The 24,785-nt window shown below is 44.8% G+C and carries 26 protein-coding genes; 16 read left to right on the top strand and 10 right to left on the bottom strand.

The features are described 5' to 3' along the window. Positions 1 to 37: 37 nt before the first annotated feature. The 3 genes from lipA to PO830_RS12045 all read left to right on the top strand — a co-directional run bounded on the left by lipA (position 38) and on the right by PO830_RS12045 (position 4,201). The gene (gene lipA, locus PO830_RS12035; RefSeq protein WP_272853824.1) at positions 38 to 910 is read left to right on the top strand and encodes a lipoyl synthase; all 873 of its coding nucleotides are present in this window, start codon (positions 38 to 40) and stop codon (positions 908 to 910) included. 3 nt (positions 911 to 913) lie between these two features. Then, the gene (gap, locus tag PO830_RS12040; RefSeq protein ID WP_272853825.1) at positions 914 to 1,921 is read left to right on the top strand and encodes a type I glyceraldehyde-3-phosphate dehydrogenase; all 1,008 of its coding nucleotides are present in this window, start codon (positions 914 to 916) and stop codon (positions 1,919 to 1,921) included. A gap of 108 nt (positions 1,922 to 2,029) precedes the next feature. Beyond that, entirely contained in the window at positions 2,030 to 4,201 is a 2,172-nt protein-coding gene (locus PO830_RS12045) for a response regulator (RefSeq protein WP_272853826.1), read from the top strand. Between the two features lie 2 nt (positions 4,202 to 4,203). Here the strand turns inward: PO830_RS12045 and lpxK are convergent, their stop codons facing one another. Beyond that, complete coding sequence (gene lpxK, locus PO830_RS12050) at positions 4,204 to 5,208, bottom strand: tetraacyldisaccharide 4'-kinase (RefSeq protein WP_272853827.1); 1,005 nt, start codon at positions 5,206 to 5,208, stop codon at positions 4,204 to 4,206. 47 nt (positions 5,209 to 5,255) lie between these two features. On the opposite strand from lpxK, the gene PO830_RS12055 reads away from it, so the two are divergent. From PO830_RS12055 to msrA, 3 genes are all read left to right on the top strand, one after another. Further along, a complete protein-coding gene (locus PO830_RS12055; RefSeq protein ID WP_272853828.1) occupies positions 5,256 to 6,350 on the top strand; it encodes a Nif3-like dinuclear metal center hexameric protein in 1,095 nt (364 codons plus the stop codon). A 3-nt stretch (positions 6,351 to 6,353) separates the two neighbouring features. Further along, positions 6,354 to 7,136, top strand: coding sequence for a zinc ribbon domain-containing protein (locus PO830_RS12060; RefSeq protein WP_272853829.1), 783 nt, complete (start codon positions 6,354 to 6,356; stop codon positions 7,134 to 7,136). A gap of 113 nt (positions 7,137 to 7,249) precedes the next feature. Beyond that, the gene (gene msrA / locus PO830_RS12065) at positions 7,250 to 7,933 is read left to right on the top strand and encodes a peptide-methionine (S)-S-oxide reductase MsrA (RefSeq protein ID WP_272853830.1); all 684 of its coding nucleotides are present in this window, start codon (positions 7,250 to 7,252) and stop codon (positions 7,931 to 7,933) included. On the opposite strand, the gene PO830_RS12070 is transcribed toward msrA, so the two are convergent. Next, a complete protein-coding gene (locus PO830_RS12070; protein ID WP_272853831.1) occupies positions 7,930 to 8,730 on the bottom strand; it encodes a class I SAM-dependent methyltransferase in 801 nt (266 codons plus the stop codon). The two genes, msrA and PO830_RS12070, sit on opposite strands and share 4 nt — an antisense overlap. Positions 8,731 to 8,851: 121 nt before the next feature. On the opposite strand from PO830_RS12070, the gene PO830_RS12075 reads away from it, so the two are divergent. The 10 genes from PO830_RS12075 (at position 8,852) to PO830_RS12120 (ending at position 17,196) form a co-directional block, all read left to right on the top strand. Further along, positions 8,852 to 9,010 carry a lmo0937 family membrane protein gene (locus PO830_RS12075; protein WP_272853832.1) on the top strand — a complete coding sequence of 53 codons (159 nt, stop codon included), beginning with the start codon at positions 8,852 to 8,854 and terminating at the stop codon, positions 9,008 to 9,010. A 49-nt stretch (positions 9,011 to 9,059) separates the two neighbouring features. Continuing rightward, positions 9,060 to 9,191, top strand: a complete 132-nt coding sequence (locus PO830_RS12080; protein WP_272853833.1) for a hypothetical protein — start codon at positions 9,060 to 9,062, stop codon at positions 9,189 to 9,191. A 105-nt stretch (positions 9,192 to 9,296) separates the two neighbouring features. Then, complete coding sequence (locus PO830_RS12085; protein WP_272853834.1) at positions 9,297 to 9,980, top strand: hypothetical protein; 684 nt, start codon at positions 9,297 to 9,299, stop codon at positions 9,978 to 9,980. Continuing rightward, positions 9,981 to 11,246, top strand: a complete 1,266-nt coding sequence (kynU, locus tag PO830_RS12090) for a kynureninase (RefSeq protein ID WP_272853835.1) — start codon at positions 9,981 to 9,983, stop codon at positions 11,244 to 11,246. Next, positions 11,236 to 12,630, top strand: coding sequence for an FAD-dependent oxidoreductase (locus PO830_RS12095; RefSeq protein WP_272853836.1), 1,395 nt, complete (start codon positions 11,236 to 11,238; stop codon positions 12,628 to 12,630). Before kynU ends, PO830_RS12095 begins: the two co-directional genes overlap by 11 nt. 5 nt (positions 12,631 to 12,635) lie before the next feature. Next, positions 12,636 to 13,061 (top strand): RidA family protein, encoded by a 426-nt coding sequence (locus tag PO830_RS12100; RefSeq protein WP_272853837.1) that lies wholly within the window; start codon positions 12,636 to 12,638, stop codon positions 13,059 to 13,061. Beyond that, positions 13,061 to 14,521: an aldehyde dehydrogenase gene (locus tag PO830_RS12105; RefSeq protein WP_272853838.1), complete on the top strand. Its 1,461-nt coding sequence runs from the start codon at positions 13,061 to 13,063 to the stop codon at positions 14,519 to 14,521. The genes PO830_RS12100 and PO830_RS12105 overlap by 1 nt, the downstream gene beginning before the upstream one ends. 50 nt (positions 14,522 to 14,571) lie before the next feature. Further along, on the top strand, positions 14,572 to 15,357 hold the full coding sequence (locus tag PO830_RS12110; protein WP_272853839.1) for an SDR family oxidoreductase: 786 nt from the start codon (positions 14,572 to 14,574) through the stop codon (positions 15,355 to 15,357). 115 nt (positions 15,358 to 15,472) lie between these two features. Further along, the gene (locus PO830_RS12115) at positions 15,473 to 16,555 is read left to right on the top strand and encodes an amidohydrolase family protein (protein ID WP_272853840.1); all 1,083 of its coding nucleotides are present in this window, start codon (positions 15,473 to 15,475) and stop codon (positions 16,553 to 16,555) included. Further along, positions 16,555 to 17,196, top strand: a complete 642-nt coding sequence (locus tag PO830_RS12120) for an O-methyltransferase (protein WP_272853841.1) — start codon at positions 16,555 to 16,557, stop codon at positions 17,194 to 17,196. Before PO830_RS12115 ends, PO830_RS12120 begins: the two co-directional genes overlap by 1 nt. Here the strand turns inward: PO830_RS12120 and PO830_RS12125 are convergent, their stop codons facing one another. From PO830_RS12125 to PO830_RS12160, 8 genes are all read right to left on the bottom strand, one after another. Continuing rightward, positions 17,197 to 17,835 carry a response regulator transcription factor gene (locus PO830_RS12125; RefSeq protein ID WP_336375873.1) on the bottom strand — a complete coding sequence of 213 codons (639 nt, stop codon included), beginning with the start codon at positions 17,833 to 17,835 and terminating at the stop codon, positions 17,197 to 17,199. Then, positions 17,835 to 18,599, bottom strand: a complete 765-nt coding sequence (locus tag PO830_RS12130; RefSeq protein WP_272853843.1) for a sensor histidine kinase — start codon at positions 18,597 to 18,599, stop codon at positions 17,835 to 17,837. The genes PO830_RS12125 and PO830_RS12130 overlap by 1 nt, the downstream gene beginning before the upstream one ends. Then, the gene (locus tag PO830_RS12135) at positions 18,581 to 19,195 is read right to left on the bottom strand and encodes a hypothetical protein (RefSeq protein WP_272853844.1); all 615 of its coding nucleotides are present in this window, start codon (positions 19,193 to 19,195) and stop codon (positions 18,581 to 18,583) included. Before PO830_RS12135 ends, PO830_RS12130 begins: the two co-directional genes overlap by 19 nt. A gap of 8 nt (positions 19,196 to 19,203) precedes the next feature. Then, on the bottom strand, positions 19,204 to 19,698 hold the full coding sequence (locus PO830_RS12140; protein WP_272853845.1) for a hypothetical protein: 495 nt from the start codon (positions 19,696 to 19,698) through the stop codon (positions 19,204 to 19,206). Positions 19,699 to 19,953: 255 nt separating this feature from the next. Next, on the bottom strand, positions 19,954 to 21,474 hold the full coding sequence (locus PO830_RS12145; protein WP_272853846.1) for a S8 family peptidase: 1,521 nt from the start codon (positions 21,472 to 21,474) through the stop codon (positions 19,954 to 19,956). A gap of 32 nt (positions 21,475 to 21,506) precedes the next feature. Then, positions 21,507 to 22,070, bottom strand: a complete 564-nt coding sequence (locus PO830_RS12150; RefSeq protein ID WP_272853847.1) for a phosphatase PAP2 family protein — start codon at positions 22,068 to 22,070, stop codon at positions 21,507 to 21,509. Continuing rightward, positions 22,071 to 22,358 carry a Sec-independent protein translocase subunit TatA/TatB gene (locus tag PO830_RS12155; RefSeq protein ID WP_272853848.1) on the bottom strand — a complete coding sequence of 96 codons (288 nt, stop codon included), beginning with the start codon at positions 22,356 to 22,358 and terminating at the stop codon, positions 22,071 to 22,073. It abuts the gene before it with no gap. Between the two features lie 102 nt (positions 22,359 to 22,460). After that, positions 22,461 to 24,767 (bottom strand): M1 family metallopeptidase, encoded by a 2,307-nt coding sequence (locus PO830_RS12160; protein WP_272853849.1) that lies wholly within the window; start codon positions 24,765 to 24,767, stop codon positions 22,461 to 22,463. Between the last annotated feature and the right edge of the window lie 18 nt (positions 24,768 to 24,785).

Consider the following 24,785-nt stretch of genomic DNA (forward strand, 5'->3'; position numbering starts at 1 on the left):
CTATGGCGTAATTTCTTTGTATCTTTGTACCCATACTATGAGCACAGAAACCTTAGCACCTACAAAACCGGCTCCAAAGCCCAAGTGGCTTCGGGTCAAGTTACCTACGGGAAAAAAATATTCTGAACTTCGGGGACTGGTAGATAAATACGATCTGCACACTATTTGCACCTCGGGAAGCTGCCCCAATATGGGGGAATGTTGGACCGAAGGAACCGCCACTTTCATGATTCTGGGGAACGTATGTACCCGCTCATGTGGTTTTTGTGGCGTTAAAACAGGAAGACCGGATACCGTTGCCTGGGATGAACCTGAAAAAGTAGCGCGCTCTATCAAGCTCATGGAAATCAAACATGCCGTGATCACCTCGGTAGATAGAGATGACCTGAAAGATATGGGATCGATCATTTGGGCCGAAACCGTACAGGCCATTCGCCGAATGAATCCTGAAACTACGCTAGAAACCTTGATTCCTGACTTCCAAGGCGTCACTCGAAATATCGATCGTATCATCGCCGTGGCTCCCGAAGTGGTGTCGCACAATATGGAAACAGTAAAACGATTGACACGGGAAGTGCGTATTCAAGCAAAGTATGAACGCAGCCTGGAAGTTTTGCGATACCTTAAGGAGCAAGGCATAACAAGAACCAAAAGTGGTATCATGCTGGGACTGGGGGAAACAGAGGAAGAAGTCATTCAAACCTTGAAAGACCTTCGCAGCGTCGATCTCGATATAGTGACCATCGGCCAATACCTTCAGCCTTCAAAAAAACACCTACCCGTAAAAGAATTCATCACGCCCGAGCAGTTCAAAAAATATGAGACTATCGGACTCGAGATGGGCTTCAGACATGTGGAAAGCGGAGCGTTGGTTCGTTCTTCCTACAAAGCTCAAAAACACTTAACATAATCGGTGCGTAGCAATCGTCCCATACGGGTTGGCATCAATGGTTTCGGACGCATCGGAAGAACCTTATGCCGGTTATTATTGAACGAAGCAGACATCGAAGTGGTTCAGGTAAACGATATCACTTCCGCGGAGACCCTTGCCCATCTACTCAAATACGACAGTGTACACGGCACACTTGCCCTACCGGTACAAGCTCCTGAAAAGGATAGGATTATCGTTGGGGATCACACTATTACTTTTTCTTCCGAAGCAAACATTGCAGCCATTCCGTGGAAAGACCTTGATGTTGTTGTAGAATGCACCGGAAAATTCAAGACAAGAAGTCAGTTGCAAGCGCATCTAAGCAAGGAAGTCCCACGCGTGATTTTATCGGTGCCACCGGAAGATGACGATATCAAAACCATAGTAGTAGGCGTCAATGATCATTTAATAACTTCGGAAGACGCTATCCTCTCGAATGCATCTTGTACCACCAACAATGCCGCTCCGATGCTTCAGGTGATTCAAGAGCTCTGCGGAATCGATCAGGCCTATATTACCACCGTACATAGCTACACCACAGACCAGAGCCTCCACGATCAACCTCATCGCGACCTGAGGAGAGCACGGGCGGCCGGACAGTCCATCGTTCCTACTACTACAGGAGCCGCCAAGGCACTCACTAAGATTTTCCCAGAGCTCTCTGAGGTGATTGGGGGCTGCGGAATTCGTGTTCCCGTGATTAATGGATCATTGACCGATATAACGCTTAACGTTCAGAGAGATACCTCTATTGCTTCTGTGAATGAAGCGTTTAAAAAGGCCTCGCAGCAACAGTTACGAGGTATTCTTCAGTATACCGAAGACCCCATTGTTTCGGTAGACATTAAAGATAATCGGCATTCCTGTATTTTCGATGCCGGGATGACTTCCGTAATCGGACGCCTGGTAAAAATCATTGGATGGTATGATAATGAGGTGGGCTACAGCACAAGAATTATGGATTTAATCCGCCTAATATCGAGGAAATAACTATATTTATCGCCGAAGTACACAATCTGTATGCAACTTTGCAAACGAAGCAGTAGGTGGGTTTGTTGCCTCCTTTTCTTAATCCTAGCCCCTGGAGTGTCCCTTGCGATGCAGACCAGCAAGGATACGTTGGCCATAGTAAAAAGGTATCAACAAGAGGCAGAAACCGCAACCAAAGCAAAACAATACGACAAGGCGATTGAAAAGTTGACAAACGCCAACACCCTAGTATCGTTTACGCAAGACCCACTTGCCAAAGGCAAAGTTAAGCTAGATCGTGGTAGCTTATTCTATGATCTGCATCATTTCGATAAAGCTAATTCTGAGATTATTCAGGCCATTATTTATCTGAAAGAAAGTAAGAACGATAGTCTACTGGCGCAATCCTTCATCCTTCAAAGTTTCATCTTAAGCAATATTGGCAAGTTCGAGGAAGCCAATAGTTTTGCGAAAGATGCGAATACACTCTACGCGCAACAAAATAATGAAAATGGTCAGGCGCAGGTGTTGGTCGCGCAGGGATTCCTAGAATATAAGATGAACAACTTTAATAAAGCGATCAACTATTTTGACGCTGCCTTGCCCACCCTCGAAGAAAACGACGCATTCCAGCTACTCGCCTTCTCCAAGCTAAAAATCGCCGATTCCTATCTCAATTTAGAAAATGAGACCTCTCAGAATAAATTACAACAGGCCAAATTAGCACTGGCTGATGCAACGAATTTGGTAGAGACCCATGGTTTTGACAAGTTGCGTATTGAAAGTTATAAGACACGCGCCTATATCGCGTTACGAGAAAACAACATGGCCATTGCCGAAGAGAATCTAACGCGCTATGAATTTCAAAACGATTCCTTACAACAAATATACCTTTCGGCGGTAGCCAAAAGTGTAGACACCGAGAGCAATGTTGGCGATTTGAACGAGATTATCGCCACCCAACAAGACGATATCGATAAAAAACAAAAATCGATCAATTTCAGTAGAATGACCACCGGGCTCAGTATCGCCTTAATCGTTATCCTATCGCTACTTACCTTATCACTCTATAAAAACAACAACTTACGGGCCAAAGCGAACGAATTATTACAAGACAAAAATAACGAGCTGCAACTCGCCAAAGAAAAGGCCGAAAAAGCATCGTTGGCAAAAGCACAATTTCTCTCTACCATTACTCATGAGTTGCGTACGCCGCTATATGCCGTTACCGGGTTAACGCACTTATTATTGGAGGAAAACCCCAAACCCGGCCAGAAAGACCATCTAAACTCATTGAAGTTCTCGGGAGAATATCTGCTCTCTCTCATCAATAACATCCTGGATCTGAACAAGCTTGAAGCCAACAAAGTGGAAATTGAGAAAACCACCTTTAATCTGAAAAAACGTCTTAATGATGTTTTGGTTGCCTTGCGGAAATCGGCTGAAGATCGCAAAAATAATCTCCACTTCGAGTTCGACGAGCGTATCCCTAACAAACTGGTGGGAGACCCACTGAAGCTCTCGCAGATTTTGATCAACTTGATAGGAAATTCGGTTAAATTCACACAAAACGGAGATGTTACGGTTCGTGTGCGACTGGTGGAACAGACCGGAAAAAACAAAGTGAAGCTTCATTTTGAAATCGAAGACAACGGCGTCGGTATTTCCAGAAAGAAACAAAAAAGCATCTTCGAAACCTTCTCTCAAGCCTCCCTTCAGATCAATAGAAAATTTGGAGGTACAGGTCTCGGACTTTCCATCGTAAAGAACTTATTAGAGTTGATGGGTAGTAAAATCCATTTGGAAAGTCAGTTAGGCAAAGGCTCTAAGTTCTGGTTTGATCTTTCGTTAGGAGTTTCTGAAGAATATCAAGAAGATGCAAATCCGCGGAACATTATCGCAGAGGTAGATTATGGCATGTTAGAAGACAAATCGGTCCTGGTGGTAGAAGACAACAAGATCAACCAGATGATCACCAAGAAAATCTTGGAGAAGAATAATATGGTCTGTAAGGTTGCCGATAATGGAATTGATGCCATTGAAATGATTAAGGCTGAAAACTTCGATGTTATCCTAATGGATATCCATATGCCTGGAATCAGTGGAATTGAGGCGACACAAAAGATCCGGGAGTTCGACAAACAACTTCCCATCATTGCATTAACGGCCGTGACCATTGACGAAAACTTGGATGATTTCTACCGTGCCGGATTTAATGAAATCATTCCGAAGCCCTTCAAAACAGAAGAGTTTTTTGAAAAAATATACCGAACCCTCGATAACAAAAAGATCCCTGTGTAGCGCTAAAGATTACGCATCTTCTGCAGCACCGTATTCTGGAAGTTTGTTTCCTGATCGTTTAAAATCACCGTTTTTATGGGAAGGTAATACAAGGCAAACTTTGTCACTTTTCCCTGCAACCGCATAAAGTCTTTTTCAGTGGTTAGCACGATATCTTCCTCTTGAATTTTTTTGATTTCAGCCGCTGAAAAAGTGTGATGGTCTGGAAATTTCCAATGATCAAATGAAAATTCATGTTGTTGTAGAAAGACGACCAAAGGTTCGGGCTTCGCAATACCCGTCACTAGGGTGAATTTTTTCTGCCGCAAATACTGAAGAGGTTGTGTTTCGGTGCTGCCGTAGATCGTTTGATCGTATCCTATAGCAGCAAAAAACAGCGATTGCTCTCGCGCTAAGCCAAGTCGAAATTGAAGCTCCTGAAGTGTTGCATACGGCACCTTTGGCGGGCATTTAGTGACCACCACAATATCGGCTCTGCGAATACCGGAAGTTGGCTCTCTGAGGTTACCCGTTGGCAGCATACTATCCTCAATATAGAGGTCGTCATACGACGTTAATACTATATTTAAAGACGCCTGAACCCTTCTGTGTTGAAATGCGTCATCCAGCAAGATCACGTCTGTGTTTGGACGAAGCATGGAAATCCCCTTGCGTCGGTCGGCGCACACTGCTACGGTAGTCTCAGGGAAATTTTGCTTGCATTGTAAAGGCTCGTCGCCCACTTCTTCGGCCGTACTTTCTAAGGTTACCTCTACATACCCTTTGGTTTTTCTACCATACCCCCTACTTAAAACAGCAACCTCAAAATCCTCTTGTAAAAAAGATAGCAAATATGCTATCATGGGCGATTTTCCCGTGCCACCAACCGATAGATTTCCAACGCAAACCACCGGAAACTGGTACGAGCTGCTGGAAAACCAGCCCCAATCATAGGCCTTATTTCGAAGCCAAATCACTCCTCCGTATACGAGTGAAAATGGAAAAAGCAATTGGCGCAGCAACTTCATGAATACGAAGATATACTTTTTCTATCTTTACCTTAAAATAGACAAGCATGAAGATACAAGAGGCGATACGCCATCTTCAGGAATTAGCTCCGCTATCCTATGCCGAAGATTTTGATAATACCGGACTTTTAGTAGGAAATTCGGGAGCGGACCTCACCGGGATATTGGTTACTCTGGATACGCTGGAAACGGTGGTTGAGGAAGCTATTGAAAAAAAGTGCAATCTGATCGTGAGCTTCCATCCCATTATTTTTTCGGGATTGAAAAAAATAACCGGCAGAACGTATGTAGAAAGGGTGGTTCAAATGGCAATAAAAAATGACATTGCGATCTATGCCATTCATACCGCATTAGACAATCACTGGAATGGTGTAAACGCGAAGATTTGTGAGAAATTAAGGCTTAGCAACCGACAGGTATTAGTACCTAAAAGCCAGACGCTTCAAAAGTTGGTCACTTATGTTCCCCAAGCGGAAGCAGGGTCACTAAAAAAAGCATTGTTTGCTGCAGGCGCCGGGAATATTGGAAACTATGACCATTGCAGCTTTGCGCTAGAGGGGGTGGGAAGTTTCCGCGGAAACGAAGATGCCAATCCTACCCTTGGGGAGCGGGGAAGTATTCATTACGAAAACGAAACACAACTTGGAGTAATCTTTCCGAAGCACATCAAAAACACCTTGTTAGCCGCTTTGAAAGAAGCACACCCGTACGAAGAAGTAGCCTACGAAATTTATACCCTTGAGAATACCCATCAGCATCTTGGTATGGGGATGATTGCTTCGTGGGACCAAGGCATCACCGAACAGCAATTTCTACAACAACTGAAAGATACCTTTCATTGCGGGTGCATCAAACACTCCAAGTTGCTTGGTATGTCGATCAAAAAGGTGGCGGTTTTGGGAGGAAGCGGAAGTTTCGCAATTGACGCTGCCAAAGCCGCCGGAGCCGATGCCTTCGTTACGGCAGATCTAAAATATCACGACTATTTTACAGCGGAAGACCAAATTTTATTAGTCGATATTGGCCATTATGAAAGCGAACAGTACACAAAAGAGCTGTTAGTCGATGCCCTTAAGGAAAAAATCACTAATTTTGCAGTCGTTTTATCGCAAATAAACACCAATCCTATTACTTGTTTTTAAACTATGGCAAAGAAAACCGAAATCACTGTAGAAGAGAAGTTAAGAGCCCTGTACGATTTGCAATTGATCGATTCTCGTATTGATGAGATTCGAAACGTGCGCGGTGAGCTTCCCCTGGAAGTTGAAGATTTGGAAGATGAAGTGGCCGGTATGAATACCCGCTTAGATAAATTAAAAGGCGACTTAGAGGTCATCGAAGATCAAATCAAGGACAAAAAGAATTTGATCGAAGAGGCAAAATCGCTTATCAAAAAATACTCCTCACAACAAGACAACGTTCGCAATAACCGGGAATATAACTCCTTGAGCAAAGAGATTGAATTTCAAGAGTTAGAAATTCAACTCGCCGAAAAGCACATCAAAGAATTCAAAGCGCAGATCGAACAAAAAAATCAGGTAATCGAGGAAACCAAAGAGCGTTTGAACGAGCGCGAAGAGCATTTGAAGCACAAAAAGGATGAGCTTAACGAGATCCTTGCAGAGACCGAGAAGGAGGAAAAGTCGCTTATCAAAGAATCAGAATCGTACGAAAAGAAGATAGAAGAACGATTGGTGAATGCCTACAAGAGAATTCGTACCAATGTGAAAAACGGACTTGCGGTAGTTCCTGTGGAGCGTGGCGCGTCTGGAGGTTCTTTCTTTACGATACCCCCGCAAGTGCAAATGGAGATCGCATCCAGAAAAAAAATCATCACCGACGAACACAGTGGTCGTATTTTAGTAGACCCGGCCTTGGCACAAGAGGAACAAGAAAAAATGGAAGCGCTTTTTGACAAGGTCAAGTAAGCATTGCTCATAGAATTATAACAAAGCCTTCACAATACGTGAAGGCTTTTTTTATTACATTCTCCCTGTAAGGTTATCGGTTGAAGCCGACTTACCCCTTAAAATAATTCATGATGAAAAAAGCCACACTCTTACTCCTGTCATTTCTCTGGCTAGCGCTTCCTGCGGCCTGTCAGTCTACCAACGAACAAAACAAGCAAAAGGAAGCCGAAATGCAGGCCAACATGACACCGGTTGAGGTTCCTGCCGAAAACGGCTATGAAAAAGCCTATTTTGCCAGCGGCTGCTTTTGGTGCGTGGAAGCCATTTATGAAAGCGTAAAAGGAGTGAAAGAATCGATTTCTGGGTACAGTGGAGGACATACGGAAAATCCCACCTACGAATCCAGCAATACCGGAACCACAGGACATGCCGAAGCGGTTGAGGTCATTTACGATCCTAAAGTAGTTTCGTTTGAGACCCTGGTAGATGTATATTTTGGATCTCAAAACATAACTCAGGTGAATGGTCAAGGACCCGATCGCGGTTCACAATACCGATCCATCATCTTTTATCAAAACGATGCGCAAAAGAAGATCATCGATGCTAAGATTGCGGCCTTAGAAGAAGACCTTGGAGCAGGCCAAGTAGCGGCACAGGTGCTGCCCTTCCAAAAATTTTGGGTCGCTGAAGGATATCATCAGGATTACGAGAAAAACAATCCTGGAAACCCTTACATCCAGAATGTATCTATTCCCAGACTAAAAAGATTTCAGAAGAAATTTCCAGATATTCTGAAAGAAGACGCCGTTCACTAGGTCGGTTTTCGCATCCCAATATCATACACCAACGGGAACAAGGCATCAGGCCGGGCGTACATTCCGTTCGAATGTCTCACTAAGTTGGGAAATACATTATACGGACTGGCCTCAAATTCGTTGAAACGCTCTAGTGTGAGCCCAGCCTTTAGTAAGGCGCCAATCACCTCTGCCAGACCGTGATTCCAACTGTATTCTTCGCTAACAATAGGCGCGCTTTCATCGGCATAGGTACCCTCGTAGCGCTCATAAATAGCGTCTTTTTGCTGATATCCGTACGCTAATTGCGGTGGATTCTTCAAATAATTAAACATCCATGGGATGGGGTGAAACTCGACCATGTAAAAATATCCGCCCGGTTCTAATCGTTCAGCGATCATTTCGGCCCAAGGGTTGAGCTCCGGAATCCAACCCACCACTCCATAGCTGGTAAACACTATATCGAACCGATTGCTCACATGACGCGAAACGTCCATAACATTGCAACACACAAAGGTGGCCTGCAACGCAAGTTCAGTGGCCAGCGCCTTTGCCATCTCAATGGCCTTATCGGAAATATCAATTCCCGTACAACGCGCGCCTTTTCTCGCCCAGCTCAAGGTGTCCTGTCCAAAGTGGCATTGCAGGTGCAAGAGCGACTTCCCAGAAACATTTCCCAACGCTTCTTTCTCATAAAATTGCAAAGAACACGCGCCTTTCTTAAACGCTTCCAATCGATAAAAGTCGCTGTTAGCATGCACTGAAACCTTGCGATTCCACGTCTGCTTATTCGTTTCAAAAGCCCTCTTTACGTCCATATCACAAAGATGCGCAATAATTCAAAAAGATTTAACACCCTACGTTAAACTAGGTTAAACTTTGCCATTCAATCGTGCTTTGAACTAACTTTAGAATATTAACCATAAACAATCAACCGTTATGAGAGACATAATTTGGCTTATCGTAGTACTATTAATAATTGGATGGCTCGTTGGGTATTTTGGCTTCGGAGATGCCGTAGGCAGCCTGATTCACATCTTGCTTGTATTAGCGATTATTGGTATTTTATACCGTTTAGCAACCGGTAGAAGACCCTAATTAGGAAGCAAAATTAATTTTTACAAACCAACCTTTAAAACCTTTTATTATGAAAAAATGGATGTTAATGCTTTTCGCAGCCGGAATCTTAAGTACCGGTTTTATAAGCTGTAGAGAAAATAAAACAGTAGGCGATGAAATTGAAGATGTTGCCGATGATGTTGAAGACGCAGTAGATTAATTTCTATCGCGTACTGAGAAGGAGCCCTGTTGAAAGAATTCAGCAGGGCTTTTTTAGTTCGCCACCGCAGAAATGATTAATTTTGAGAGAACCAAAATCAGCGAAATGAAAATCTTTAGCGCCTTTCTGCTTACTTTCCTTGTCCTTTTAAGTTGTAAAAACGAAACCACCCAAATTGAAACCAATGAAGCTCCCGCTGATCCTGCGGAAGAAGCCGCCATGCAAATTGCCCAGGCCCATGGCTTGAATAACTGGGAAGAGGTTACTGAAATCTCCTTCACCTTTAACGTAGATCGGGGAACACAACACTTTGAACGGAGCTATGTGTGGCGCCCCAAAGAACAAGAAGTGACCTCATTCACCGCAAACGATACGCTTACCTATATACAGAGCAGGAACCTAGACAGTCTTCAACAACAGCGCGACCAGGCTTTCGTGAATGATTCGTATTGGTTACTTGCACCACTAAAAATGATTTGGGATGATGGAACCACACGTGCTGTAGAACAAGCGGTAGTCGCTCCCATCTCTCAAGACACCCTGAATAAAATTACCTTGACCTACACCGGGGAAGGAGGCTATACTCCGGGTGATGCCTACGACTTCTACTACGAACCTGATTTTACTATCAAAGAATGGGTCTTTCGCAAAGGAAATGACTCGGTTCCTACCATGGCCACTACTTATGAGGATTATAAGAATATCAATGGCATGAACATCCCTACCATGCATCAAGATTCTACCGGTGCTTTTAAATTGTATTTTACCAATCTATCCATCAAGAAATAAATGGAGAATAGCCTCTCGTACGCACAAGAACAAGATACATTAGACCCGCTTCGCTCCTATCGGGAACGTTTTTTATTTCCGAAGAATGAACAGGGTGATCCTTTGTTGTATTTCTGCGGAAACTCTCTGGGGCTCCAACCTAAAAGTACTCGTGAGTATGTCTCGAAAGAGCTCGAGGATTGGGCGAAATATGGTGTTGAAGGCCATACCGATGCCCGCCACCCCTGGATGCCCTATCACGAGTTCTTAACAGAACAAATGGCCCAAATAGTGGGCGCCAAACCCGAGGAGGTGATCATTATGAATACGCTGTCAGTGAACCTTCACCTCATGATGGTGTCTTTTTACCGCCCCACTTCTCAATGCTATAAAATTATCATCGAACGCGATGCCTTCCCTAGTGACAAATACGCTGTGGAAAGTCAATTGCAATTTCACGGACACTCCCCTGAAGACGGATTAATTTTATGGGAACCTCCCGAAGGGGAAGAACTCTGCAGGTTTGAAGACCTGGAAGAACTCATGAAAACCCATGCCGATGAGGTAGCGTTGCTACTCATTGGCAGTACCAACTACTATTCTGGACAGGCGTTTCCGCTTAAGAAAATTACTTCGCTAGGGCATGCGCAGGGAGCGATGGTTGGATTTGACCTGGCGCACGGTGCCGGAAATATTCAGCCCGACCTGCACGAGGTGGGAGCCGACTTTGCTATTTGGTGCACCTATAAGTACCTCAATAGCGGCCCCGGAAGTTTAGGTGGCTGTTTTATTCACGAACGACATTTGGCCCGCACCGACCTGCCTCGATTTACGGGTTGGTGGGGACATGATAAGTCCACGCGGTTTAATATGCGCCACGATTTTAAGCCCATTCCAACCGCAGAGGGATGGCAGCTAAGCAACCCTCCCATATTATCCATGGCTGCCATTCGCGCGTCACTCGATATTTTTGCGGAGGCTGGAATGGAAGCGCTTCGGAAAAAATCAGTTCAGCTCACGGGCTATTTAGAATTTCTTCTGAATTCGCTCAACAATCAACATGTTACCATCATTACACCAAGACAGCCGGAAGCACGCGGCTGCCAACTTTCGATTCAGGTTCAGGACGCAAACCGAAGCTTGCACGAACAACTCACTGATGCTGGCGTCATTAGTGATTGGCGAGAACCCGACGTCATACGCGTCGCTCCCACCCCGCTTTACAATAGTTTCGTAGATGTATTTCAATTTGTTGATCGCTTAAAAAAAGTTCTACATGAAAGATAGAGTTCTCATCGTTGGTGCCGGTCTCTGCGGAAGTTTATTAGCCCTGCGCATGGCGCAACGGGGCTACCGGGTGACCTTGGTAGAAAAACGACCTGATTTGCGGAAGGTATCTCAGGATGCTGGCCGCTCCATTAATTTAGCTTTAAGCGACCGTGGACTGAAGGGGTTGCGACTGGCCGGAGTTGAAGAAGCGGCTAAGAAACTGTGCATTCCGATGCATGGTCGGATGATCCATGACGCGCAACAACACAAGTTTATGAGTCCGTATAGCGGTCGAGAAGAAGAATTCATCAATTCGGTTTCCAGACCGGGCTTGAACAAACTCCTGTTAGATGCGGCCGAAGCCATGCCCAATGTGCGGTTGCTATTCAATCACGGTTGCCGCAGTGTAAACCTTCAGGAAGCCACAGCAACCTTCAAAAATTACGATTCGGGAGAAGAAGTAAAAATTAATGGGGATGTGCTGCTGGGAACCGATGGTGCCGGTTCGGCAGTACGAAAAAGCATGTTTCTTCACAAGAAATTTCTATTCAGCTTTTCGCAACAGTGGCTCACACATGGCTACAAAGAAATATCTATTCCTCCTGCGGAAGATGGAGGCTATCGCGCCCATCAAAATTCCCTGCACATTTGGCCAAGAGGAGAAGACATGTTAATCGCTTTGCCCAATCTCGACGGAAGCTTTACCGTAACACTTTTTCTTCCGTATAAAAACTCAGACTACTGTTTCGAAAATCTTACGACGCCAGAACGTGTGGAAGCGTACTTTAAAAAAGAATTTCCTGACGCCGTAGCCTTAATGCCCAATTTGGCAGAAGAATTTTTTGAAAATCCAACAGGGCCGCTCGGAACCATCAAGTGCGCTCCTTGGAGTAGCTACGGAAAAACCTTGTTACTCGGGGATGCGGCGCACGCTATTGTTCCTTTCTACGGCCAGGGAATGAATGCTTCTTTTGAAGACGTGGTTGTTTTTGACACCATGCTCGATGCCCACGAAGGCAATTGGCAGAAGGTATTTGAAGCATACGAAGCTGCTCGAAAAGAAGATACCGACGCCATCGCAGATCTTGCCGTAGATAATTTTCATGAAATGAAAGAACACACGGCAAGTGACCTCTTCCAACAAAAACGAAAATTGGAGATAGCCTTCGAGCAGGAATTTCCAAAGCAGTATCATTCAAAATATTCGCTTGTTACCTTCAACGAAGACATTCCCTATTCGGAAGCCATGCGGCGCGGTAGAGCACAAGATAAAGCGATTCTAAACCTCTTGAGCGACGGTAAAATTACCGACGTAATGAGTTTAAAACAAAGCTTAGAATTAGTACTAAAAGAAACCGAAGACATTCTGCACGATGATGCCGTTGCAGGAAACCTAACATAACACCTATGAAACAGTCTAGTAGATTAGTTGATGGAAAAGCCACACCTCGTGGCGCCTATCCACATATCAAACGCGTTGGAGATTTTTTATTTATCTCAGGAACGAGTTCTCGCCTTCCCGATAACACCTTTGCTGGCGTTCAGCAGGTGGATGAGATGGGTAGCGTGGAGATTGATATCAAAGAACAAACCCGAGCGGTTCTCGAAAACATGAAGGATTATCTCGCTACGGAAGGAGCAACATTAGCGGATGTAGTGGATGTCACCACCTTTCTCGTCAATATGAATGATTTTGCCGGATATAACCAAGTTTACGGGGAGTTCTTTAAGAAAGAAAGTGGCCCCGCACGAACCACCGTTGCGGTGCATCAGTTACCGCATCCTCATTTGGTCGTAGAGATTAAAGCCATGGCGTACAAACCGCTTTCGTGATGTTGGAAATTCGAAATTACATTAATGGTGTTGAGACCGGTCCCGGAAACGGAACATGGCTGGATGTCATCAACCCGGCACTGGGAGAAGTATATGCCAAGTTGCCCCGTTCTGGCGAGGCCGACATAGAAACGGCATATAAAGCGGCCGCGGCCGCCTTTCCAACCTGGAGTGACACCACGCTACCAGAACGAAGTCGAATTCTTAGCAGCATCGCCGATATGATCGAGGAACAATTGATTCCCCTGGCAGAAGCCGAGAGTAAAGACAACGGCAAGCCCCTTTCATTAGCCCTATCTGTAGATATTCCCAGGGCCTCGGCTAATTTTCGATTTTTCGCGCATGCTATCACGCAGTTTGCTTCGGAAGCACACGAAAGCGTTGGGACACAAACTATGAATTTCACCTTGCGACAGCCGCTGGGAGTGGTAGGCTGTATTTCTCCCTGGAATCTACCATTATACCTTTTCACATGGAAAATTGCCCCAGCCCTCGCCGCAGGAAATACGGTGGTAGCGAAACCGAGTGAGGTGACACCGCTTACCAGTTACCTATTAGGAAAAATTTGCACGGAAGCCGGACTTCCAAAAGGGGTGTTAAATATCGTTCACGGTCTGGGTAATGAAGCCGGTGAAGCCATTGTGACGCATCCCCAGATCAAAGCGATCTCCTTTACCGGGGGAACAAAAACCGGCGCGCATATTGCCCGCACAGCAGCGCCTATGTTCAAAAAATTGTCATTAGAATTAGGCGGCAAAAACCCCAATCTTATTTTTGCCGATTGCGACTATCAAAAGATGCTGGCCACTACCGTGCGGTCGTCGTTTGCGAATCAAGGACAAATATGCTTATGTGGGAGTCGGATTTTCGTTCAAGCATCTGTTTACGAACAATTCAAAAAAGATTTTGTGCAACGGGTTCAACAGTTGGTGGTGGGTGCACCCGAAGCATCGACAACTCAGGTGGGCGCCGTGGTATCGGAAGCCCATCGCGATAAGATCGAAGCGTACATCAAACTTGCGCAAGAAGAAGGAGGCATCCTGCTATGTGGAGGCAACCGGGTATCGGTACCTGATTTTGAGCAGGGGTATTATTTAGAACCTACCGTTATCGAGGTAAAGGACAATCAATGTCGCGTGAATCAGGAAGAGATATTTGGTCCCGTTGTCACCTTGATGCCTTTTACCGATGAAGCAGACGCTCTTGAAAAAGCCAACGCGGTTCGCTACGGTCTATCGGCCACGGTTTGGACACAAAATATTGATACCGCTATGCGCCTCAGCAAAAATCTTGAAGCGGGTGTCGTTTGGATCAACACTTGGCTCAATCGCGATCTTCGAACACCGTTTGGCGGCACCAAAGATAGTGGAGTTGGCCGTGAGGGGGGATTTGAAGCCCTCCGGTTTTTTACAGAGGCGAAGAATGTGTGCATTCAATATGGGAACGGCAAAACACCTTAACTTGTACAATGCTGAGAAAAATAATATCTTAAGGAAAACAAAGAATTGACATGAATATAGACCTCACTAATAAGAATGCCCTAGTCTGCGGAAGTACCGCAGGTATTGGAAAAGCCACGGCGAAACTCTTCGCAAAACTGGGAGCTACCGTAACCTTGGTTGCCCGAGACGAAGCGAAGCTGAAAGAAACACTGATTGAATTGCCGCATGAGCAGGGGCAAAAACACAACTATTTTGTGGCTGATTTTTCAAAGCCGGAAGAAGTCAAAGAGAAGGTTGGAATCGCGGTTGAAAATAAAATTTTTCATATCCTTCTAAACAATACGGGCGGTCCCAAAGGCGGTCCTATTTTTTCTGCGGAAACCGATGAATTTACAAGGGCCTTTTCACAACACTTAGTCTGTAATCAGATCCTAGTGCAGGCGGTGGTTCCTGGAATGAAAAAAGCCGATTACGGTAGAATCATTAATATTATTTCAACCTCGGTGAAACAACCCATTGATGGATTAGGCGTAAGTAATACTATTCGAGGAGCCGTTGCGAATTGGAGTAAAACCCTGGCCAATGAACTGGGCCCATTTGGAATTACGGTGAACAATGTGCTTCCCGGATTTACAGCGACCGATCGCTTAAAAGATATTGTCGCGGGTGCTTCCAAGCGTTTTGACAAAACAGAAGAAGAAGCCGCAACGTTTATGAAAAGTCTGGTGCCGGCGCGACGTTTTGCGCAACCCGGGGAAATTGCCAATGCGGTTGCCTTTCTGGCCAGCGAGGCAGCTAGTTATATCAATGGTATCAATCTTCCGGTGGACGGCGGAAGGACCAAAAGTTTGTAAAAGCAGCTGCGTGAGGGAGTGAAGCGACATCCTTTTTCTGCGGAAAAAGATATAGCGAAACGCCCGACCGCACCGTGACAAAACGGTGGGGGCACGCCCAAAAAAGAACTCATATATGAAACGTAAACTACGCATCAACGGGCATTCGCACCTGCTGCCCTATCCAGAAGAGATTCCGCAATTTATGAAAGATAAAGGCATCTTTTGGGTAGATAAAGATCGAAAGTTTATGCTTCAGAAAAATTGGAGCAGGCCCGTAACGGATTCCAGTTTTTTTCTTGACGAGAAACTCGCCTGGATGGACCGTTTCAACATAGATCACGCGGTCGTGTTAAACCTGTCGCAATTGTACGGAAACGGATTGCGTGTGGAAGAAATGAAACAGGCATTGCGATTTCAGAATGATTTTAATGCCAAGGTGCAACAAGACAATCCCTCCAAATTTACCTGTGGATTTGTAGTACACCCCGGCTTTGTTCGCGGGGCGCTTTGGGAGATAGAGCGCTGTGTGGAGGAGTTGGACATGCGCTTGTTGTGTTTGCCTACCCATTATATGGATACCATTGGAACTTGGCGCTGTATTTTCGATGAAGAAAATGAACCTATTTTTGAGCTTGCCAGCAAGTACAATCTGGCGGTGGAAATTCATCCCTACGACGGCGAGAAATTTATCAAACTGGAAAATACGGCCTGGCGCTTTCACCTTATTTGGATGCTCGCCCAATGTGCTGATGCCTATCATTTTTTAACCCTGAACGGTTATGCCGATAAATTCCCCAACATGCGCACCTGCTTTGCCCATGGTGGGCAATTGGCGCAAATTAACCTGGGAAGACGGATTCAAGGTTTTGATGGCAGGCCCGATCTGTTTGAAGGGAAAGTACACCCGCGTAAATCGGTTGGACATAAAAACATCTTCTTCGACACTTTGGTGCACGATACTGGTTCGTTGAAATTATTGGTTGAAAACCAAGGCTCTAAACAAGTTTTGGTAGGATTGGACGACCCGTATCCCCTGGGTGAAATGGAAAGCGCTCCGCAGTCTTCGTACCCCGGAAAAATCTTAGATCTGGCCAAACAACGCAACATAGTGACTCAAGAAGAAGCCGATGCCATGTGGGAAGACAATGTCATCCAGTGGTTGTGCGGTGATGATCAGGATGCCAAGGACTCCTTGGTAAAACGCATATTGTCGTAATGGATTTTATCCCGGAAAATATTAGCAACTATGCCGAGGCACACAGTGCAAAAGAGCCGGAACTCTTACAGGAATTACAGCGAGAGACCTGGTTGAAGGTACTAGCACCACGCATGCTAAGTGGGCATCTACAAGGTCGGTTTTTAAGCCTCCTTGCTAAACTTATTCGGCCGCGTCATATACTTGAAATTGGGACATATACGGGGTATTCGGCGCTCTGCCTGGCGGAAGGCATGACGCGTGATGGCAGCCTTCATACTATTGACCACAACGAAGAACTGTACGATTTTCAGCGACGGTATTTCGATCGATCGGCCTATGGAGATCGCATCATACAACATGTGGGCAATGCTTTGGACATCATCCCCACCTTGTCTGTGGCTTTCGATTTGGTCTTTATTGATGCCGACAAACACAATTACCCAAACTATCTTGAACTCTTAGTGCCAGCATTACCAAGTGGAGCGGTGATTTTATCAGACAATGTATTGTGGAGCGGGAAAGTGACCCAAAGGGTGAAAGAAGACGACCGAGATACACAGGCCTTAATTGCCTATAATAAACTTCTTAACGAACATCCTAAGCTGGAAACGGTGCTACTTCCGATTCGAGACGGACTAAGTATCGCCAGAGTGCGCTAATCAGGGAATGAATAATTTGTGTTTAATGGCGTAAATCACCAGCCCGGTTCGGTTGCGTAGATTCAGTTTTTCGAAGATAGAATTTCGGTATCCCTCAATGGTTTTTGGGCTAAGACACATCACATCGGCAATTTCTTTATACGTCATTTCGGTACAGGCATGCTTGATGAATTCTAGTTCTCGTTCCTTTAATAAGGTTTCCGGAGATTGCTTTTCTGAAAGTGAATCCACGAGAATTTTCGCCACCGTATTGGTGTGATAGTAGCCTTTTTGAATGACTTCGGTAAGTGCCTGTTTTAATTCTCCCTTTCTAACATCCTTCAACAAATAACCCTTGGCACCCGATCGCAACATTTTGAGTATGGTGGCTTCATCTTCTTCTATGGAAAGCGCCAACACATGTACTTGCGAGAAATTTTGGTGAAGATGCTGGGTCGTTTCAATCCCGTTCATGATGGGCATATTGACATCCATTAAGACCACATCGGGTATGTTCTTTGGAGCTTTGAACTTTTCGATCAGCTCAGTTCCGTTGCGACAGGTGTATAGGACCGAAAAGTTCTCAAATTCATTGACCAAACTTCCCAGTGCCTGCGATAAGAGTTGATGATCATCTACAATGACAACCGAATAATTCATCACGTTTTGTTTAAGGTTAGGTAAAATTGTGTTCCCCTTCCCTTAGCGGATTCAATACGCGTTTCAGCACCAATAAGTGCTGCCCGATGCTGAATGTTAGAAAGCCCGATGCCTCGATTGGCTTTTTTTTCATCTGGATCGAAACCAACGCCATTATCTCTCGCTTCTATTACAAGCGCTTCTTCCTGATATTCGACTTTAACATCTAAGGTAGACGCCTTTGAATGTTTTACGGTATTGGTAAAAAATTCCTGCAACATCCTAAAGATAATAACTTCCACCTTAGCATCCATTGTAAATTTATGATTTGATGTGTGTAATGTAGCTTCCAAGTATTGCATTCTGTTAAATCGATCTATTTCCTGAGACAGCGCATCTACTAATGACAGCCCTTTTATGGTATCAGGATTAATCGATTTGGAAAGACTACGTAACTCTGCAAGGCTTTTTGCTATGGTGTCGCAGGCCTCCTTTACGTAGGGAGATGCACTGCTTTCGCGTTGCAGTTGAATTCGAGCCAGCGTTAGCAACTGCCCGATATTATCGTGTAGTTCCCAACTTACATTTCGTAGCGTTTCTTCTCGTATTTCATTTTGAATGGTGATCAACGCTTCCCGAAACCTACTCTCGGCCGCTTCCTGCTCGCGTAAGAGTCGGTTTTTTCGCTTCTGAAAGAGCACAAATAGCAGGATCATCGTAAGCGCTAAGCTAAACGCAACGATAGAGAAGATGATGAGAAATGATGTTATTTGTTTTTCATCCATATAAAACCAATGCTATAACAACCATACATGATGATAATTAAACTTACGAGTATGATGAAATATCCGAGGTCTTCCACGCCCAGATATTCCGATAATAACATTAAGGGCAAGATACCAATGTAGAAGAGCAGTAAGGCCGTAGATACCCAAAATTCGAGTCGGTGTTTCACCACCAGCACCCATTCGGCGCGCAGCAACTCATAGAAATGCCAACAGGCCATACTCAAAATCCCGATGGAAGCAAATACAAACGCGTATCCCTTACCTCCGTATAATGCTTTGTGATATTCTATCCAGAGGGTTAGGGCCAGATAGCAAATAGCTACTATCCAAACGTAGCGTTTTGCTAACTTGGTTCTTAATACCGTATGGTACCAGTAAAAATAAAACAGAAAACTAAAGATAGTAAACGTAGTATACAACCAGGGAATCTCAATTCTCGCAATATCGTATAGCAAGGGTTGCACTAATTCGACCGCAAAGGTAAGCCACAGTAATCCTAAGAATAATTTCTCGTGTGTACGAGATAATTTGTGTGCATACCACGTGCCGATGAGTGCTGCAATAAATTCAATACCTGGAAATATATACGACATCTACATGCTTATTCCAAATCATTCGGGGGACGCCCACCATTCCCGAAATTGAGGGCTTTTAAGGAGTCAATGACTTCCAAATCATCTTGAACAGGAAGAATGCCTTGCGGCTTAACCTGACCCTGTACGCTGGCCGTAGGAACCAAAATAACGGTCGCATACCCCGGATCGGGATATTGTGATCGCTCTGGGTAGGCCGCAAAGTGAATACGGATCCCCAAATTCTCTCTTCCCAGCCTTTTGCCTTCTGTTTCTACGTAATCGATATACTGTTTTAAGGTTTCCAACGAGAACTGAAAATCTCTTGTATCGGTAATATTCAGGGAATCGTTGATGATTTCGGCGCGTGTTCTAATAAACTCATTTGCTAGCTTTTGAGCTTCTTCTAAAGGAATCGCCTGACGAGGCGGGTCTGCGGGACGTTCTTTATGTTCTTCACATCCTACAAACGCAATAGCAACCACCATGAGGGTTGCGAGAAAGGGGAGCACTACTTTTTTCATAATATGTTGATTTTTAGGTTATCGTAAAGCTACAACAATAACTTAAAGCGAAATAGCTCTTTAGAAGACTCAACCCCAACAAAAATGTATCTACTTGTTTTACAGTGTTTTAAAAAATAGAAGCTAAAAAAAATAGGAAAAATCCTGTTTTTGCACCCTGTTTTTTCTGAAAGAGCGCTAGGGTATTTTGTTTCTTATTTGATAAAAAAAAGGATCGATATTCATCGACCCTTTTCATTGTAGATTTTAAAAGAACTACTGAACCGCTTGCAAGGCATTGATGTTGCCGTAGCCTTTGGTACTATCCCGGTTCGGATAAAATTCTGCACTCTGCTTCAGTTTATTAAAGACCTGATCTCGAGACCAACCCGGATGACGTGCCCAGATAAGGGCTGCAATCCCAGCGGTGGTAGCCGTAGCCACAGAAGACCCCCCTACATAATCGGTGTCACCATTATAAAAGCCCAATACCGTTCCGGTACGGCCATTATTGTTATCCCGTTCCATCACAATGGTAAAGTCAATTTCGCTTCCATCGTGGCAGGTATCGCATTGCTGATAGGTTCCATCATCGGTAATACCCGTCACAGCAACCGTTTCGCTCATACTCGCCGGGAAGATCACAGGATACCAGTTGGTAAAATCTAAGGAGGTTCCCCCGGCGGCAAAAATTAACTTTCCGCGGGCGTGGGCGTAACGAACAGCATCTCGCACATTTCCAATGGACCATGGATACCCGATAGACATCGAAATGATTTTCACATCACTTCGGTTTCCTAATTGGATCAAAGCGTTTTTTACGCCTTTCCGTTCATGATAATCGTTTAACACTACGTCTTCGGTAGCCCGATACGAAACCAGATTACAATTGTAGGCCACTCCCACAGGAACATTGTTATTATTTCTAGGCGCCGCAATGGTTGAACCCATACTGGTTCCGTGGCCGCATTTATCATGCGGACCGTCATAATTGCTGGACCAGGGCCAAACAGAGTCGATAAAGGTGCCGTACTTCTGAATGGTTCTTCCGTTGCTGTAGCCATCGTTAAATTGATTTCCCAATAGTGGCTGGCTCTGCGAAACGCCTGTGTCTATGAGACCAACAGTAATACCCGCTCCCGTGCTATACGCCCAGGCTTGCTCGATTTGATGTTCGTCATATGTCCAACTTACCAATGCTCCAGGCGCCACCGTACGATAATCGGCGGGATTTAGGGTTTGCCCATTCTTGTCACAGCCGCTAGAAGAACGCTGATTTTGCGGATACGCGGCATTCGAAAAATACGAATAACCGTTGGGTTCCAGATAGCGAATATCGCTTCGTTCGCGCAGGGCTGTAATGGTTTTTAATTGGGTGACGCGTAGGTCCACCACGTTTAATACTGCATCGTCTTCCACGACCGCATCTTTAGCGCGGATGGCTTCGGAAGCAATCACCTCATTGATGAGGGCCGTTTTCGTAGCAGTGAGTTGGGGAGATTCACTGGTGCGGAAACTCTGTTGTGGTTCGCCGTAACCAATAGTAAGCAATTCATTACCATGCACGGTGGCACTCCATAGCACTTGATCGGTAACATCTGCCCAATCGAAGGTACCAGTAGCTTTTAGGCGCTCGTGAATAATGGTATTGATTTGATCAATACTTAAGAGCTCTTGGGAAATTTCCGCTTTTAAATCGGTCTGGGGAGTGACCTCGGGCGTTAGGGTTTCTTCGGAACAAGAAGATACGAAAAGAAGCACGGCACTTACGGCCATGATACGTTGAAATACTTTCATATTAGTGAATTTTAGGTTAATGCCCCCTCAAATTACAAAAAATTCACTTCCCCTAACGATTTTTTACACAGTTGATAGCTTCCGTAGGCCATTAACGAACCCACCACCGAACCTACCAACAAATCGCTGGGATAATGTACTCCAACGTAAATTCGACTTAACACAAAAAGAAGCGGCCAAAGAAACGCGATAACTATCCATTTCGTATGCTTCCGAAGCGCTAATGCGACAAAAACAGTAATGGAAAAACTAGAGGCGGCATGCCCTGAAAAGAAACTATAATTGGAAGGTGTTTGTAGTACCTGAATCAACTCACTTAGAGCTTCCACATTATTGGGGCGAAGTCGGGCGACACTTTCTTTAACAATATCCACAGACAAGATGGTTATTCCGAAGGAAAACAATAGAAAATAAATAACACCTAAGCCAATCCTCATCTTGTAATAATAGAGCAGCAACACAAAGAAAAGAATGAAAAGCGGCGTCCAGGTTTCAATTTGAGTCACGAACAACCAAAACCCGTCAAACTCTTCGATACGTAAATTATTGAGGAAAATAAAGAGTTCGCGATCCCACTGTTTTAGGGTATCCCACATCTAGAGATCGCGTTTTACAGAACCGGCCACATCGTTAATATCTTCCTTTACTTTATCGATCTCCTTTCGCACATCTTTGGTAATATCGACATCCACTCCGTGCTTCTCAGCACTCTTAGTGATCTCCGATTTGATATCGTTGGTCGCATCCTTAATCTGACGCATGCCCTTGCCCAGACCACGAGCAATTTCCGGCACCTTATCGGCTCCAAATACCATGAGGACGATAAAGAGAATAAAGGCAATTTCGGCGCCACTAATAAAAAGAGGAAGGCTTGTACCTATCATACTACAAATATACAATTCCTTCTGATTCGTAGCAGGCTTCTACCCTATTATCCCATAAAAAAGCCCCACATTGCTGTGAGGCTTTTTGGGATGAGTGCATGCTTAGTCACCCTTTACTTCTTCCTTGAATTTATTAAACTCACCTAAGGTTTTACGCTTTGGCCAGGTATTATTTGTTGTATCGATATCAGCCGTTTCTTCATCAGGGTCAACGACGATCTTGGTAATTTCCTTATCGGAAGCAATTACCTTTCCAACGGTCTTATCGTTTTTTCTCCAGATTTGCGCCGGATAGGTGATGCGTTCCGTGGAACCATCACTATAGGTATATTCGGCAATGATTGGCATCGGGATACCACCCGGTTTTTCGAAGACCACTTCATAGAAGAATTTAGGCTTCTTCAGTTTAGAACGCTCGGAAGCATCCACATTATCCATAATGTATTCCTGAAGCGTGGTCACCTCATCGAGAGAGGCCGTTTTCATGCTTTCTTCATAATCTTCACTTCCTTCTTCTACCAAATATACTAGTGGCGGAAGATCGCTTTCCTTCATACCGCGAGCCTCCATCATTTCTCGTACTTGCTGATTCATTTTTGAGGTCACATAGAATTTCTTTACGTCCTGAACTCCAATATCGGTATAGTCGGTAGTGTAAAACCAGGCTCTCCAGAACCAGTCCAAATCAACTGCCGAAGCATCTTCCATCGTTCGGAAGAAATCCTCAGGTGTAGGATGTTTGAACATCCAACGTTGCGAATAGGTTCTAAAAGCATAGTCAAATAAATCACGCCCCATAATTGTTTCCCGTAGGATATTTAATCCCGTAGCGGGCTTCGCATAGGCATTGGCTCCAAAACTATAGGTATTAAGTCCTTTGGTCATAATAGGAGCAATATTATCTTGGTCGCTCGCCATATAATCTACAATATTCTTGGCAGGACCACGTCGTGAAGGATACGCCTGATTTGGTGCAACTGCTTCCGGGTATTCTTCTCCAAAATCTTGTTCTGCAACATACTGTACAAAGGTGTTGATCCCTTCGTCCATCCAGGTCCATTGACGCTCATCACTATTTACGATCATTGGGAAGAAGTTGTGCCCCACCTCGTGGATAATCACACTCATCATTCCGTATTTGGTACGTTCGCTATAGTTTCCATCTTCATCGGGACGACCGTAGTTCCAGCAGATCATTGGGTATTCCATTCCCTGATTTTTCGCATGAACCGAAATCGCCTTATGATAAGGATAATCAAAAGTCATTCGTGAATACGATTTCAAGGTGCTGGCGACTACGCGAGTGGACCAATCTTCCCAGAGCGGGTTTCCTTCCGGAGGATATACCGAAACGGCCATGACATCGCGATTTCCGATCTTAACAGCCATCATGTCCCAAATATATCGTCTCGACGTTGCGAATCCGTAATCACGCACGTTTTCAGCCTTGAATTTCCACGTTTTCTTCTGCGTTGAAAAGCCTTTCGAGGCTGCCTCTGCTTCTTCTTGAGTTACAATGATTACTGGCTTGTCGTATGACTTCTTAGCGCGTTCGTAGCGATCCATCATGGTTTTGGAAAACACCTCTTTTCGGTTCAAAAGCTTTCCAGTAGCATCTAAGGTATGATCGGCCGGTACCGTGATATTCACTTCAAAATCACCAAACGGTAGCGCAAACTCATCGCGCCCCCAAAACTGACTATTTTGCCATCCTTCCACATCGCTGTAAACAGCCATTCGTGGATAGAATTGAGCAATTACATAACCTCTGTTTCCATCGGCAAAGGTTTCAAAACCACTACGAGCTCTGTCAATAGTATGCTCGGGAATGTTGTACCACCACTTGATGGAAAAAGAAAAAGACGCACCGGTTTCTAACGCTTTCGGCATCTCCACGCGCATCATGGTTCGGTTAATGGTATACGGTAACGGGTTTCCTTTTTCGTTCTTTACCTCCTGAATTTTGAATCCACCATCAAATCCGGCGCCCATGTATTTACCTACAAACGAACTTGCCAGTTCTGCCGGAGCGGCACCGCTGGGTTCAATTAAGGGCGACTTAGAATCTTGGGCACGCACGTTCTGATCGAGCTGCACCCAAAGATATTCAAGAGCATCAGGTGAATTATTGGTATAGGTGATGGTCTCATTTCCGTAGATACGAGCCTTTTCATCATCGAGTTCGATGTCCATCACATAATCTGCCTGTTGTTGATAGTAGTTGGGTCCCGGAGCTCCGTTGGGAGATCGGTACATATTGGGAGTAGAAAACTCTTCGTACAATTGCTTAAAGCGGTTGTTATTGTAGTGCCCCGGTTTGCGGGCTTCTGTTTCCCCTTCTTCTTGTGCCTGTGCCCATCCGGCCATCAAGATCACAAAAAAGAGGGTTAAAAATCTTTTGAAATTCATACGTATGTTATTCTGGGT

It is taken from the genome of Altibacter sp. HG106, assembly GCF_028561755.1.
GTDB lineage: Bacteria > Bacteroidota > Bacteroidia > Flavobacteriales > Flavobacteriaceae > DFVG01.